The organism is Streptomyces sp. TLI_185 (assembly GCF_003814765.1).
GTDB lineage: Bacteria > Actinomycetota > Actinomycetes > Streptomycetales > Streptomycetaceae > Streptomyces.
This window is the reverse complement of sequence record NZ_RKRB01000001.1, coordinates 1,664,753-1,679,029: the sequence shown is the minus strand read 5'-3', so window position 1 is coordinate 1,679,029 and position 14,277 is coordinate 1,664,753. Positions and strand designations below refer to the sequence as shown.

10 protein-coding genes are annotated in these 14,277 nt (G+C 68.7%); 8 read left to right on the top strand and 2 right to left on the bottom strand.

What is annotated here, in order from left to right; all coding sequences use genetic code 11:
- Positions 1-26 precede the first annotated feature (26 nt).
- Positions 27-1,157, top strand: coding sequence for an aromatic ring-hydroxylating dioxygenase subunit alpha (locus EDD92_RS07500; protein WP_123963579.1), 1,131 nt, complete (start codon positions 27-29; stop codon positions 1,155-1,157).
- An 84-nt stretch (positions 1,158-1,241) separates the two neighbouring features.
- Here EDD92_RS07500 and EDD92_RS07495 read toward each other — a convergent pair whose 3' ends face one another.
- Entirely contained in the window at positions 1,242-1,988 is a 747-nt protein-coding gene (locus EDD92_RS07495) for an IclR family transcriptional regulator (protein WP_123970310.1), read from the bottom strand.
- A 202-nt stretch (positions 1,989-2,190) separates the two neighbouring features.
- Between EDD92_RS07495 and betA the strand changes: the two genes are divergently transcribed.
- The gene (gene betA, locus EDD92_RS07490) at positions 2,191-3,858 is read left to right on the top strand and encodes a choline dehydrogenase (RefSeq protein ID WP_123963578.1); all 1,668 of its coding nucleotides are present in this window, start codon (positions 2,191-2,193) and stop codon (positions 3,856-3,858) included.
- 3 nt (positions 3,859-3,861) lie between these two features.
- Entirely contained in the window at positions 3,862-4,698 is an 837-nt protein-coding gene (locus EDD92_RS07485; RefSeq protein ID WP_123963577.1) for a methylenetetrahydrofolate reductase, read from the top strand.
- A 163-nt stretch (positions 4,699-4,861) separates the two neighbouring features.
- On the opposite strand, the gene purU is transcribed toward EDD92_RS07485, so the two are convergent.
- Positions 4,862-5,734 carry a formyltetrahydrofolate deformylase gene (purU, locus tag EDD92_RS07480; protein WP_123963576.1) on the bottom strand — a complete coding sequence of 291 codons (873 nt, stop codon included), beginning with the start codon at positions 5,732-5,734 and terminating at the stop codon, positions 4,862-4,864.
- A 218-nt stretch (positions 5,735-5,952) separates the two neighbouring features.
- Here purU and EDD92_RS07475 point away from each other — a divergent pair, with 218 nt between their 5' ends.
- The 5 genes from EDD92_RS07475 (at position 5,953) to EDD92_RS07455 (ending at position 14,181) form a co-directional block, all read left to right on the top strand.
- On the top strand, positions 5,953-7,422 hold the full coding sequence (locus tag EDD92_RS07475; RefSeq protein WP_123963575.1) for an aldehyde dehydrogenase family protein: 1,470 nt from the start codon (positions 5,953-5,955) through the stop codon (positions 7,420-7,422).
- Between the two features lie 20 nt (positions 7,423-7,442).
- Positions 7,443-8,531 (top strand): glycine betaine/L-proline ABC transporter ATP-binding protein, encoded by a 1,089-nt coding sequence (locus EDD92_RS07470; RefSeq protein WP_123963574.1) that lies wholly within the window; start codon positions 7,443-7,445, stop codon positions 8,529-8,531.
- Positions 8,531-10,534 carry a proline/glycine betaine ABC transporter permease gene (locus EDD92_RS07465; protein ID WP_123963573.1) on the top strand — a complete coding sequence of 668 codons (2,004 nt, stop codon included), beginning with the start codon at positions 8,531-8,533 and terminating at the stop codon, positions 10,532-10,534. Before EDD92_RS07470 ends, EDD92_RS07465 begins: the two co-directional genes overlap by 1 nt.
- A 13-nt stretch (positions 10,535-10,547) precedes the next feature.
- The gene (locus tag EDD92_RS07460; protein WP_123963572.1) at positions 10,548-11,510 is read left to right on the top strand and encodes an ABC transporter substrate-binding protein; all 963 of its coding nucleotides are present in this window, start codon (positions 10,548-10,550) and stop codon (positions 11,508-11,510) included.
- Between the two features lie 232 nt (positions 11,511-11,742).
- On the top strand, positions 11,743-14,181 hold the full coding sequence (locus tag EDD92_RS07455; protein ID WP_123963571.1) for an FAD-dependent oxidoreductase: 2,439 nt from the start codon (positions 11,743-11,745) through the stop codon (positions 14,179-14,181).
- The last annotated feature ends 96 nt before the right edge of the window (positions 14,182-14,277 follow it).

The following is a 14,277-nucleotide window of genomic DNA, read 5'->3' as shown; positions in this document are numbered from 1 at the left end:
CTCCCACGTGTCCCGAGGAGTGCACCGTGACCTCGACCAGCCTGCCGGACAGCCTGATCGCCACCCTTCCCGGCTCCTCCTACACGGATCCGGCGATCTTCGCCCAGGAGCAGGAGCGCATATTCGAGACCATGTGGTTCTGCGCCGCACGCTCCTCCGAGCTGGCCAGGCCCGGCGCCTTCCGCACCGTCGACGTGGGCCGCGAGAGCATCCTCGTCACCCGCGCCCGGGACAACTCGATCCGCGCGTACTTCAACGTGTGCCGGCACCGCGGCGCCAAGCTCTGCACCGAGGAGACCGGCGAGGTCAAGCGGGCCTTCCAGTGTCCCTACCACGCCTGGACGTACGACCTGAACGGCAAGCTGGTCGCGGCGCCCAACCTCACCAAGATGCCCGACGTCGGCCGCACCGAGTACGGCCTGGTCAGCGTCGCCGTGCGCGAATGGCTCGGCTACGTCTGGGTGTGCCTGGCGGAGAACCCGCCCTCCTTCGAGGAGGACGTCATCGGTGAGGTCGTCGCACGCCTCGGTGACGTGGAGTCGATCGAGCACTACGACATCGACAACCTGTCCGTCGGCAAGCGGATCGTCTACGACGTCAAGGCGAACTGGAAGCTCATCATCGAGAACTTCATGGAGTGCTACCACTGCGCCACGATCCACCCCGAACTCACCGAGGTGCTCCCGGAGTTCGCCGACGGCTACGCCGCCCAGTACTACGTCGGACACGGCGCCGAGTTCGGTGAGGAGGTGCAGGGCTTCACCGTCGACGGCTCGGAGGGCCTGGACCGCATCCCGGGGGTCGCCGACGACCAGGACCGCCGCTACTACGCGATCACGGTCAAGCCGCAGGTCTTCATCAACCTCGTCCCCGACCACGTGATCTTCCACCGGATGTACCCGGTGGCCGTCGACCGCACGATCGTCGAGTGCGACTGGCTCTACCTCCCGCACGTCGTCGAGAGCGGCAAGGACGTCAGCCGGTCCGTGGAACTCTTCGACCGCGTCAACCGCCAGGACTTCGACGCGTGCGAGCGCACACAGCCCGGCATGAGCTCCCGGATGTACGCCAAGGGCGGCGTGCTGGTGCCCAGCGAGCACCACATCGGAGCCTTCCACGACTGGGTGAACGAGCGTTTGGGCGCGGCAGCGCCCTAAGGGGCGCGGGCGGGGAACTGCGCGACCAGCCACGACGGCGCCGCAGACGATTCGCAGCAGTGTGCGGCACCTCCTGCGGGCGGCTCAGCCCAAGTACCCCATCCGGTGACTGATCTCCTCCGCACCCTTGATCAGCACCGGGGCGAGCTCGCGCATCCGCTCCTCCGTGAAGCGGTACGAGGGCCCGGAAGCGGTGACCGCCGCGATGACCTCGCCGTCCCGGTCCAGAACCGGGGCGGCCATGGCGTGCAGACCGATCTCCAGCTCCTCCTTGGTCCAGGCGTAGCCGGCCTCCCGCACCTCGGCGAGATTCTTCTCGAGCTTCGCCTTCGAGGTGATGGTGTGCGGCGTGACCTTCTTCAGGCCGGACTCGGCCAGCAGCGCGGCGCGCTCCTTGGCGGGCAGAAATGCGAGCAGGACCTTGCCGCTCGACGTCGCGTGCAGCGGCGTCAGCTGACCGACCCAGTTGTGCGCGGTGACCGCTCCGGGGCCGCGCACCTGGTACAGGTTGATCGCGTAGTGCTCCTGCAGCACCGCGATGTTGACCGTCTCGCCGATCTCCTCGGCGAGCCGCTCGCAGACCGGGCGGCCCTGCTGCGTGATGTCGATGCGTCCCGTCACCGCGCCGGCCAGGCGTACGATGCCGAAGCCGAGCCGGTACTTGCCGCGCTCGCCCGCCTGCTCCACCAGACCGCGCGCCTCCAGGGCGCCGAGAAGTCGGAAGGCGGTGGACTTGTGAACATCGATCTCGGCGGCCACCTCGCTGACCCCTGCCTCGCCGCGCTGCGCGAGGATCTCGAGGACGCTGATGGCCCGGTCGACCGACTGCACTCCGCCGGCCTGCGAATTTGACGTTTCGGTGTCTTGGCTGTGGTTGCTCACTCCGAAACTATACGCGCAGTAAACAACGCCACTGCAAGTAACCGTGGCGAAATCAACAGCTCGTAAGTTGCGTGGCTCGCAACCTAGTGCGTATAGCGCTACTGGTACTAGCATGCCTCGCGTATCTACGGCGCGAGCGAGACGAGGCACCATGGCTCCCCAATACGACTTCGTCATCGTCGGCGGCGGTTCGGCCGGCAGTGCACTGGCGAACAGACTCTCAGCTGATCCGGCGAACAAGGTGCTGGTCCTGGAGGCAGGCCGCTCCGACTACCCCTGGGACGTCTTCATCCACATGCCCGCGGCACTGACGTACCCGATCGGCAGCCGCTTCTACGACTGGAAGTACGAGTCCGAGCCCGAGCCCCACATGGGCGGCCGGCGCATCTACCACGCGCGCGGCAAGGTGCTCGGCGGCTCCAGCAGCATCAACGGCATGATCTTCCAGCGCGGCAACCCCATGGACTACGAGCGCTGGGCGGCCGACCCCGGCATGGAGACCTGGGACTACGCGCACTGTCTGCCCTACTTCCGGCGGATGGAGAACTGCCTGGCCGCCGACCCGGCCGACGAGTTCCGCGGCCACGACGGCCCCCTCGTCCTGGAGCGCGGCCCGGCCGACAACCCTCTCTTCGGCGCCTTCCTCAAGGCCACCCAGGAGGCCGGCTACGCCCCGACGGACGACGTCAACGGCTACCGGCAGGAGGGCTTCGCCAAGTTCGACCGCAACGTCCACCGCGGACGCCGGCTGTCGGCCTCGAAGGCGTACCTCAAGCCCGCCAAAAAGCGGCCCAACCTCACCGTCACGACCCGTGCCCTGGTCACCCGCGTCCTCTTCGAGGGCAAGAAGGCCGTCGGTGTCGAGTACCAGCGCGGCAAGGGCGCCCTGAAGCAGGTCCGCGCCAAGGAAGTCATCCTGTGCGGCGGCGCGATCAACTCCCCGCAGCTGCTGCAGCTGTCCGGCGTCGGCAACGCGGAGGAGCTGCGCGCCCTCGGCATCGACGTCGTCCACGACCTGCCGGGCGTCGGCGAGAACATGCAGGACCACCTGGAGGTGTACATCCAGTACGCCTGCAAGCAGCCCGTCTCCATGCAGCCGTATCTGGCCAAGTGGCGGGCCCCCTTCATCGGCCTGCAGTGGCTGTTCCGGAAGGGCCCCGCGGCCACGAACCACTTCGAGGCCGGCGGCTTCGCCCGTAGCAACGACGACGTGGACTACCCCAACCTGATGTTCCACTTCCTGCCCATCGCGGTCCGCTACGACGGCTCCGTGCCCGCGGGCGGACACGGCTATCAGGTCCACGTGGGCCCCATGTACTCCGACGCCATCGGCTCCGTGAAGATCAAGAGCAAGGACCCGCGCGAGCACCCGGCGCTGCGCTTCAACTACCTCTCCACCGAGCAGGACCGGAGGGAGTGGGTCGAGGCGATCCGCGTCGCCCGCAAGCTCCTCAACCAGCCCGCGCTCGCCCCCTTCAACAACGGCGAGGTGTCGCCCGGCCCGTCCGTGGAGACGGACGAGGAGATCCTCGACTGGGTCGCCAAGGACGGCGAGACCGCCCTGCACCCGTCCTGCACCTGCAAGATGGGCACCGACGAGATGTCCGTCGTCGACCCCACCAGCATGCGCGTGCACGGCGTGGAGGGCCTGCGGGTCGTCGACGCGTCGGTGATGCCGTACGTCACCAACGGCAACATCTACGCGCCGGTGATGATGGTCGCCGAGAAGGCCGCCGACCTGATCCTCGGCAAGGAGCCCCTTGCACCGTCGAAGGCCGCGTACTACCGCCACCGCGACGCCCAGAAGCAGGCCGGGTAGGCCTTGGGTGCCGCCGGCCTGAGGGCGCTGCTGGACAGCGTCCGCTACGAGGTGCTGCCCGCCAGGGCCACCGAGGACAAGGTCCTCGCCCATGTCCCGCGCGACGTCGTGGTCACGGTCACGGCGTCGCCGGTCAAGGGCCTGGAGCCGACCCTCGAGCTGACGGGCCGGCTCGCCGCGCACGGCTACCGCGTCGTGCCGCACGTGCCGGCGCGGCTGCTGCGGGACGAGGTGCATCTGAAGGAGGTCGTCGAGCGGCTGCGCGAGGCGGGCGTGGACGACGTCTTCGTGCCGGCGGGCGACGCGGAACCGCCGGCCGGGGCCTACGACGGGGCCCTGCCGGTGCTGCGCAGGCTCACCGAGCTGGGCGACCCCTTCGCCCGCGTGGGCATCACGGGCTATCCCGAGAGCCACCCCCTCATCCACGACGACATCACCATCCAGGCGATGTGGGACAAGCGCGCGCACGCCACGTACATCGTCAGCAACCTCTGCTTCGATCCGCGCGTGCTGGGGGAGTGGATCGCCCGGATACGGCGGCGGGACGTCGACCTGCCCGTGTACGTGGGTGTCGCCGGGCCCGTGCAGCGGACCAAGCTGCTGGCGATGGCGACGAAGATCGGGGTGGGGGAGTCGACGCGCTTCCTGACGAAGCACGCGTCGTGGTTCCTGCGGTTCGCGGCCCCGGGGGGCTATTCACCGCAGCGGCTGCTGGAGCGCAGTGAGGGGGCCCTCACGGCGCCCTCGGCGGGGGTGGCCGGGCTGCACCTGTTCACCTTCAACCAGATCGCGGAGACCGAGGCGTGGCGCTGCGCTGTGCTTGAGCGGCTCGGCGGCTGAGGGCGGTGCAGCGGGCCTGCTGGGGGCTGCCGCCCCCAGGCCCCCGCTTTCGGCCTGAACGGCCTCGTCCTCAAACGCCGGACGGGCTGAGAGTGCTGACCGGCGGCTGTATACGACTGCGGGGCGGGTCCGGATTCGGACCCGCCCCGCAGTCGTTGTTCGCTCAGCGGAAGACCACCGTGCGGTTGCCGTCCACCATCACCCGGCTCTCGCTGTGCCACTTCACCGCGTGCGCCAGCACCTGGGCCTCCACGTCCCGGCCGACCGTGACCAGCTCGCCGGGGTCCAGGGAGTGGTCCACGCGGACCACGTCCTGCTCGATGATCTGGCCCTCGTCCAGGTCCGAGGTCACGTAGTGCGCCGTCGCGCCGACGAGCTTCACTCCTCGGTCATAGGCCTGGACGTACGGTCGCGCGCCCTTGAAGCTGGGCAGGAAGGAGTGGTGGATGTTGATGGCGCGGCCTTCCAGCTGCTTGCACAGGTCGTCGGAGAGGACCTGCATGTAGCGGGCGAGCACCACGAGGTCGACGTCCAGCTCGCGCACCAGCTCCAGCAGCCGCGCCTCGGCCTCCGGCTTGGTCTCCTTGGTCACCGGGACGTGGTGGAAGGGGATGCCGTAGGTCTCCGCCAGGCCCTCGAAGTCCCGGTGGTTGGAGACGATCGCGGGGATCTCGATGTTGAGGGCGCCGGTGCGGCGGCGGAAGAGCAGGTCGTTGAGGCAGTGGCCGAACTTGGACACCATGATCAGCGTCCGGGTCGGGGTCGAGGCGTCCCAGAGCTTCCAGGAGATGCGGTAGGCCTCGGCGACGGGACCGAACCGGTAACGCAGAGTTTCCAGATCCGCGTTTGGATCGGAAACGTCGAAGTGCACCCTCATGAAGAAGCGGCCCTGGAGTCGATCATCGAACTGCTGGCTCTCCAGGATGTTGCCGGAGTTCCTGACGAGGAAGCCGCTCACGGCGTGGACCAGTCCCGCGCTGTCGGGACACGAGAGGGTGAGGACGTACTCACGGCCAGGTTGCGGGCGAGGGGACATGTGCGGCCTCCGTCGGTGCGTATTGCACAACAAGGTGAGCGATACGCAACATGGTCGGGCCGGTGGGCCCCCCGGTCAAGAGAGGAAGGGGCATTGGGCCTCTTGCGAAATCGTCATCCGTCAACCCCTTGACGTCTGTCTGGACATTCGTCAGGGTGTTCCACCACAAGCAATTGAATGCACGATGCGCAACGAATTTCGCTTGAAAGGCTTGGCGCGTGGCAGATCTGTACGTGGACGGAGAGTGGCGCGAGCCGGTGGCCGGCGGGCGCCGCGAAATCCGCTGCCCCGCTGACGGCACCCTCTCGGCGACCGTGGCGGAAGGGACGCGTCCCGACACGGAGGCGGCGATCGCCGCGGCCCGCCGAGCCTTCGACGAGGGCCCCTGGCCCCGCACCCCCGAGCGCGAGCGCGGCGCCCTGCTGCTGCGCACCGCCGACATCCTCGAGCGCGACGCCAAGGAGTTCGCCCGCGCCGAGTCTCTCGACACCGGCAAGCGGCTGGTGGAGAGCGAGTACGACATCGCCGACGTCGTCTCCTGCTTCCGCTTCTACGGCGGGATCGGCGGCACCGACGCCGGACGGGTGATCGACACCGGCCGCGACGACGCCGTCAGCCGCGTCGTGTACGAGCCGGTCGGCGTGTGCGGACTGATCACCCCCTGGAACTACCCGCTGCTGCAGGCCAGTTGGAAGGTCGCCCCGGCGCTGCTCGCCGGCAACACGATCGTCCTGAAGCCCAGCGAGCTCACCCCCTCCACCTCCATCCTGCTGATGAAGGCACTGGAGGAGGCCGGACTCCCGGCCGGCGCCGCCAACCTCGTCCTGGGCACCGGCCCGGAGGTCGGCGCACCGCTGTCCGAGGACCCGCGCGTCGACATGGTCTCCTTCACCGGAGGCCTGGAGACCGGCAAGCGGATCATGGCCACCGCCTCCGCCACCGTGAAGAAGGTGGCGCTGGAACTCGGCGGCAAGAACCCCAACGTCGTCTTCGCCGACGCCGACTTCGAGACGGCCGTCGACTTCGCCCTCACCGCTGTCTTCCTGCACTCCGGGCAGGTCTGCTCGGCCGGTGCCCGGCTGATCGTCGAGGACTCGCTGCACGACCGCTTCGTCGACGAGGTCGTCCGCCGCGCCCGGCAGATCCGCCTGGGCGGGCCCTTCGACGCCGACGCCGAGACCGGAGCGCTGATCTCCGCCCAGCACCTGGCGAAGGTCGAGGCGTACGTCGCCGCGGGCATCGCCGAGGGCGCCGTACTGCGCTGCGGCGGGGAGCGACCCACCGACCCCGCCCTCGAAGGCGGCCACTACTACCCGCCGACCGTGCTCGACGCGTGCACGCAGGACATGCGGGTGGTGCACGAGGAGTCGTTCGGCCCCGTGCTGACCATCGAACGCTTCACCGACGAGGACGATGCCGTACGCATCGCCAACGACACCGAGTACGGCCTCGCCGGTGCCGTCTGGACGCAGGACGCCGGCAAGGCCCAGCGGGTCGCCCGGCGGCTGCGCCACGGCACGGTGTGGATCAACGACTACCACCCCTATGTGCCGCAAGCGGAATGGGGTGGCTTCGGGCACTCGGGCGTAGGTAGGGAGCTGGGACCGACCGGCCTGGACGAGTACCGAGAGCCCAAGCACATCTGGCAGAACATCCAACCCCGGCCGCAGCGCTGGTTCCGCGGCTGAACGCCGAAGAGAGGTCGATCGTGACCCCAACACAGACCGAGGTGGCGCAGCGGCGCGGCACCCCCCAGGACTCGGACGGCACGCCCGTCATATCCGTGCGTAATCTGTGGAAGGTGTTCGGGCCGAAGGCCGACCGGGTACCGGACTCCGAGGAGCTGTGCGGGCTGAGCCGTCGTGAGCTCATGGACCGCACCGGCTGCACTGCCGCCGTACGCGACGTGAACTTCGACGTCTCGCCGGGCGAGGTCTTCGTCGTCATGGGCCTGTCCGGCTCCGGCAAGTCCACCCTGGTGCGATGTCTGACCCGGCTGATCGAACCCACCGCAGGTGAGGTCGTCTTCGAGGGCGAGGACATCCGCGAGGCGGACGGGGCCCGGCTGCGCGACCTGCGCCGCCGCAAGTTCTCCATGGTCTTCCAGCACTTCGGGCTGCTGCCCCACCGCCGGGTCGTGGACAACGTGTCGTTCGGCCTGGAGATCCGCGGCATGAGCAGGGCGGAGCGCACCAAGCGGGCCATGGAAGTGGTCGAGCTGGTAGGCCTGGCCGGCTACGAGAACTCCTACCCCGACCAGCTCTCCGGCGGTATGCAGCAGCGCGTCGGCCTGGCCCGGGCGCTCGCCGGAGACCCGGACGTGCTCTTCTTCGACGAGCCCTTCTCCGCACTCGACCCGCTGATCCGCCGCGACATGCAGAACGAGGTCATCCGCCTGCACCACGAGGTCGGCAAGACCATGGTGTTCATCACCCACGACCTCTCCGAGGCGCTGAAGCTGGGCGACCGCATCCTGATCATGCGCGACGGCAAGATGGTCCAGTGCGGCACCGGCGACGAACTCGTGGGTGCCCCGGCCGACGACTACGTCCGCGAGTTCGTCAAGGACGTGCCCCGCGGCGACGTCCTCACCCTGCGCTGGATCATGCGGGCGCCGGAGGACGGCGACGAGCTGGACGGCCCCGAGTTGGGCCCGGACGTCGTGGTGAAGGAGGCCACCCGGGCGGTGCTCGCGGCCGACAAGCCGATCAAGGTCGTCGAGAACGGCAAGCTGCTCGGCATCGTCGGCGACGAGGAGATCCTCGCGGTGGTCGCCGGGCAGGAAGGCGGCGCGTGATGACCGTCGCCATAGAGAAACCCGAGAAAGAAACAGAGGCCGCAGAGCCTGTTGCGCCCGTCAAGGCGGCGCGCAGGATCAGCCGGCCCATGGTGCTCGCCGCGATCGTGGTCGTCTGGCTGGTGCTGTTCGCCGTACTGCGCGGAAAGCAGACGCTGTCGCTGGCGGCGGCCGACCTGACCGATCTGCACCGGTGGATCAACGACTTCAACGACTCCATCGGCGACAACCGCAACTCCAACCCGCTCTTCCTGTACTTCTTCAACGAGATCCGGCTGGTCATCGACAACCTGGTGACCTTCATCCAGCATCTGATCTCGCAGCCCTCCGGGGCCCGCCCGCTCCCGGAGATCGGCTGGCTCGGTGTCGTCGGCATCGCCGGCTACGTCTCCTGGGCCGTGGGCAACTGGCGGGTGGCGCTGCTGGCCGTGGCCGGGTTCACCTTCTTCGGGCTGCAGGGGCTGTGGCAGGAGAGCATGGACACCCTCTCCCTCACCCTCTCCGCGGTGTTCGTGGCGCTGCTGTTCGCGATCCCGCTCGGGGTGTGGGCCGGGCTGTCGGACCGGTTCAACCGGATCGCCACGCCCTTCCTGGACTTCATGCAGACGATGCCGACCTTCGTCTACCTGGCACCGCTGACCCTGTTCTTCCTCATCGGCGGTGCCTCCGCCACCATCGCCACCGTGATCTACGCGGCCCCGCCGACGATCCGCATCACCGCGCACGCCATCCGCAACGTCTCCAAGACGACGGTCGAGGCAGCCGACTCCCTCGGCGCCACCCGCCGCCAGTCGCTGCTGAAGGTCCTGCTGCCGATGTCCAAGCGGACCGTGGTGATGGGCGTCAACCAGACCATCATGGCCGCCCTGGCCATGGTGACCATCGCGGCCCTGATCAACGCGCCCGGGCTCGGCCCGGTCGTCCTCCAGTCGCTGCAGTCGCTCGACGTCGGCACGGCCTTCAACGCGGGCCTCGCCATCGTCGTCATGGCGATCGTCCTGGACCGGGTCACCACCGCGGCCGCCGCCCGCGAGGAGAACGCGCGCAACGCCAAGCACGACTTCGCGAAGTGGCGGCGGCCGCTGCTGGGCGCCGGTGCCGCCGTCACGGCGGTCCTGATCTATCTGTCGCACACCTATCTGTGGGCGGCCGAGTTCCCCGGTGACGGCACGGTCGGCAGCCACATCGCGAGTGCGGCGGACAGTGCGACCAACTGGGCGCAGGACAGCCTGTCGGGCCTGACCAACGCCATCCGTGACGTCATCACCAACGGCCTGCTCAATCCGTTCCAGACGCTGGTCACCGACTCCCCGTGGTGGCTCGTCGGCGCGGTGCTGGTCGCGCTGGGCGTGGTGCTCGGCGGCTGGAAGTCCGGGGCCACCACGGCCGTGTGCGTGGCCCTGCTGGTCGGCACCGGTCTGTGGTCGGACGCCATGACCACGCTGGCCTCGACGCTCGTCGCGACGGTGCTGGTGATGGTGCTCGGCATCGTCTTCGGGGTGTGGATGGGGCGCAGCATGATGGTGGACCGGCTGATCCGGCCCACCCTGGACGCCGCCCAGGTCATGCCGCCCTTCGTCTACCTCGTGCCGTTCCTCGCGCTGTTCGGCCCCACGCGCTTCACGGCCATCGTCGCCGCGATCGTCTACGGGGCCCCCGTCGCCATGAAGATCATCGCGGACGGGATCCGGGCCGTGCCCGAGACCACCGTGGAGGCGGCCACCTCCGCCGGGTGCAACACCTGGCAGATCATCACCAAGGTTCAACTGCCGATGTCACGCAGTGCCCTGACGCTTGCGACCAACCAGGGCCTGATCTACGTGCTGTCGATGGTTGTTGTGGGCGGCCTGGTAGGTGCGGGCGCCCTCGGCTACGACGTCGTGGCCGGATTCTCACGGGGGGAGCTGTACGGGAAGGGGCTTGCCGCGGGTCTGGCCATCGTCCTTCTCGGAGTCATGTTCGACCGGATCACTCAGGCCGCGGCGCGCCGCGCCAGCGCTTAAGGAGCACGACACCATGGCAAGACACTGGCGAGCCGGCGCGGCCGGCCTGGCCGTCCTCGGCCTCACCCTCACCGCGTGCGGCGGGGCGAAGGTCGGAGACAGCTCCTCCGCGGGCTCGGGAAGCTCGGGCAAGTGCGGCACCTTCAACCTGGCCGTCAACCCGTGGGTGGGCTACGAGGCGGACGCGGCGGTCGTCGCGTACGTCGCCCAGCACAACCTCGGCTGTACGGTCACCAAGAAGAACCTCAAGGAAGAGATCGCCTGGCAGGGCTTCGGCTCCGGCGAGGTCGACGCGGTCCTGGAGAACTGGGGCCACCCCGACCTGGTGAAGAAGTACATCGACCAGCAGAAGACCGCCGTGGACGCCGGCCCGACCGGCAACAAAGGCCTCATCGGCTGGTACGTGCCGCCGTGGCTGGCCAAGGCGCACCCCGACATCCTCGACTACAAGAACCTCAACAAGTACGCGTCGAAGTTCAAGACGTCCGAGTCGGGCGGCAAGGGCCAGCTCCTCGACGGCGACCCGTCGTACGTCACCCACGACGAGGCGCTGGTGAAGAACCTGAAGCTGGACTTCAAGGTGGTGTACGCGGGCAGTGAGACGGCGCTGATCCAGGCCTTCCGCACCGCCGAGAAGAACAAGCAGTGGGTGATCGGCTACTTCTACGAGCCGCAGTGGTTCCTGTCCGAGGTCCCGCTGAAGAAGGTCTCCCTGCCCGCCTACAAGACGGGCTGCGACACCGACGCGGCGAAGGTCGCCTGCGACTATCCCGTCTACAACCTCAACAAGATCGTCAGCGCGAAGTTCGCCAAGGCCGGCAGCCCCGCCTACAACCTGGTGAAGAACTTCACCTGGACGAACGACGACCAGAACGAGGTCGCCAAGTACATCGCCCAGGACAAGATGACGGACGACGCGGCGGCCAAGAAGTGGGTCGAGGCCAACAAGGACAAGGTGGACGCCTGGATCAAGTAGCCCGGCCCTGACAGCCGGACTCGGCGGACGGTCGAACATGCCCGGCGGGCGGCGTGCACTGGTGTGCGCCGCCCGCCGGGCATCGCCGTGTCCGGGGCGGTGTTCCGCCCCGTTTTCCGACGTCACGGACCCCTTGACACCCCCTTCCGGGAACAGGCACGCTGAGTTGCGCAACCTGAAGCACGTTGCGCAGAAAGCAACTCAACGGTTTTGAAATTTCGGAGGTGCGGCGATGGCGGGACCCCGAGTGGTGATCATCGGAGCGGGCGTCGTGGGAGCGGCCCTCGCTGACGAGATCTCCGCGCGAGGCTGGACCGAAGTGACCGTGGTCGACCAGGGCCCGCTGCCCGCCACGGGAGGCTCCACCTCACACGCGCCGGGCCTGGTCTTCCAGACCAACTCCTCCAAGACCATGACCGAGCTGGCCCGCTACACCGTCGAGAAGTTCTGCTCCCTCGACGTCGACGGCAAGCCCTGCTTCCTGCAGGTCGGCGGCCTCGAAGTGGCGACCACCCCGGAGCGCCTCGCGGAACTGCACCGCCGCCACGGCTGGATCACCGCCTGGGGCATCGAGGCGAAACTGCTGAGCGCCGACGAGTGCGTGGAGCAGCACCCGCTGGTCAACCGCGACAAGGTCCTCGGCGGCCTGCTGGTCCCCACCGACGGCCTCGCCAAGGCAGTCCTCGCCGTCGAGGCGCAGATCCGCCGCGCCACCGAGCGCGGCGTGACGTTCCTGGCCCGCCACGAGGTCCTGGACGTCCAGCAGGCCGACGGCCGCGTCACCGGCGTTCTCACCGACCAGGGCGAGATCGCGGCCGACATCGTCGTGTGCTGCGCCGGCATCTGGGGCCCCAAGATCGCCCGCATGGCCGGCATGAACCTCCCGCTGACCCCGCTCGCCCACCAGCTCGCCTGGACCGGCCCCGTTCCGGCGCTCGCCGGCCAGACCGAGGAGGCGGTCCGTCCGATCCTGCGCCACCAGGACGCCGACCTCTACTACCGCGACCGCTTCGACGGCATCGGCATCGGCTACTACGGCCACCGCCCGATGCCCATCACTGCCGACGAGATCCTCTCCGTCGACGAGGCCGCCGACATGCCGTCGGTCCTGAAGTTCACCGAGGAGGACTTCGAGCCCGCCTGGACCGAGACCCAGTCCCTGCTCCCCGCCACGCAGGAGGCCAAGGTCGAGGAGGGCATCAACGGCCTGTTCTCCTTCACCACCGACAACTTCCCGCTGCTCGGCGAGTCGACGGACGTCAAGGGCTTCTGGGTCGCCGAGGCCGTCTGGGTCACCCACTCCGCGGGCGTCGGCCGGGCCATGGCCGAATGGCTGGTCGACGGCTACTGCTCCTCCTTCGACCTGCACGAGTGCGACGTCAACCGCTTCGAGCCGCACCAGCTGTCCCCGGAGTACGTCCTGGCCCGCGACTGCCAGAACTTCGTCGAGGTCTACGACATCCTCCACCCCCTCCAGCCGTCCGGGAAGCCGCGCCCGATCCGTACCAGCCCCTTCCACGCCCGCCAGCAGGAGCACGGAGCCTTCTTCCTGGAGGCGAACGGCTGGGAGCGCCCGCAGTGGTACGAGGCCAACGCGTCCCTCGTCGAGGGCCGCAACATCCCGACCCCCAACGACTGGGCGGCGCAGTTCTGGTCGCCCATCGTCGGAGCCGAGGCGCAGGCCACCCGCGAGACCGTCGCGATGTACGACATGACGGCCCTCAAGCGCCTCGAGGTCAGCGGCCCCGGCGCCGCCGACTTCCTGGAGAAGCTGGTCACCGGCAAGGTCGCCAAGTCCGTCGGCTCGGTGACGTACACCCTCCTGCTCGACCACGACGGCGGCATCCGCAGCGACGTCACCGTCGCCCGCCTGGCCCGCGACCTGTTCCAGGTCGGCGCCAACGGCAACCTGGACCTGGACTGGTTCACCCGCCACCTCCCCGCCGACGGCACCGTCCAGGTCCGCGACACCACCCCCGGCACCTGCTGCATCGGCCTGTGGGGCCCGCTGGCCCGCAAGGTCCTGCAGCCGCTGACGGACGAGGACTTCTCCAACGACGGCCTCAAGTACTTCCGCGCCAAGCGCGCCTACATCGGCTCGGTGCCGGTGACCGCGATGCGCCTGTCGTACGTCGGTGAGCTCGGCTGGGAGCTGTACACCACCGCCGACCAGGGCCAGAAGCTGTGGGACACCCTGTGGCAGGCGGCCAAGCCGCTCGGCGGCGTCATCGCGGGCCGCGGCGCCTTCAACAGCCTCCGCCTGGAAAAGGGGTATCGGTCCTTCGGCACCGACATGACCTATGAGCACGACCCCTACGAGGCCGGCGTCGGGTTCGCCGTGAAGCTCGACAAGGGTGAGTTCATCGGCAAGGCGGCGCTTGAGCGGCGCAAGGCCGAGGTGCGGCGCAGGTTGACCTGCCTCACGATCGATGACCCGCAGTCGGTCGTCCTCGGCAAGGAGCCGGTGTACGACGGTGAGCGGGCCGTCGGGTACGTCACCAGTGCGGCGTATGGCTACACCGTCGGCAAGGGGATTGCTTACGCGTGGCTACCGGCCGAGGTTGCCGTGCCCGGCAACGCGCTGCACATCGGCTACTTCGATCAGCGCATCGAAGCGGTCGTCGCCGAGGAGCCGTTGTTCGACCCGACGATGTCCCGTCTCCGTGGGTGAGTCGTTCGTAGGGGGTGCCTCGATGGGTCGTCATTCGTCTGTAGGCGCGTCGTGGCTGGTCGCGCCCCGCGGCGGAGCCGCAAATGGACACAGCCC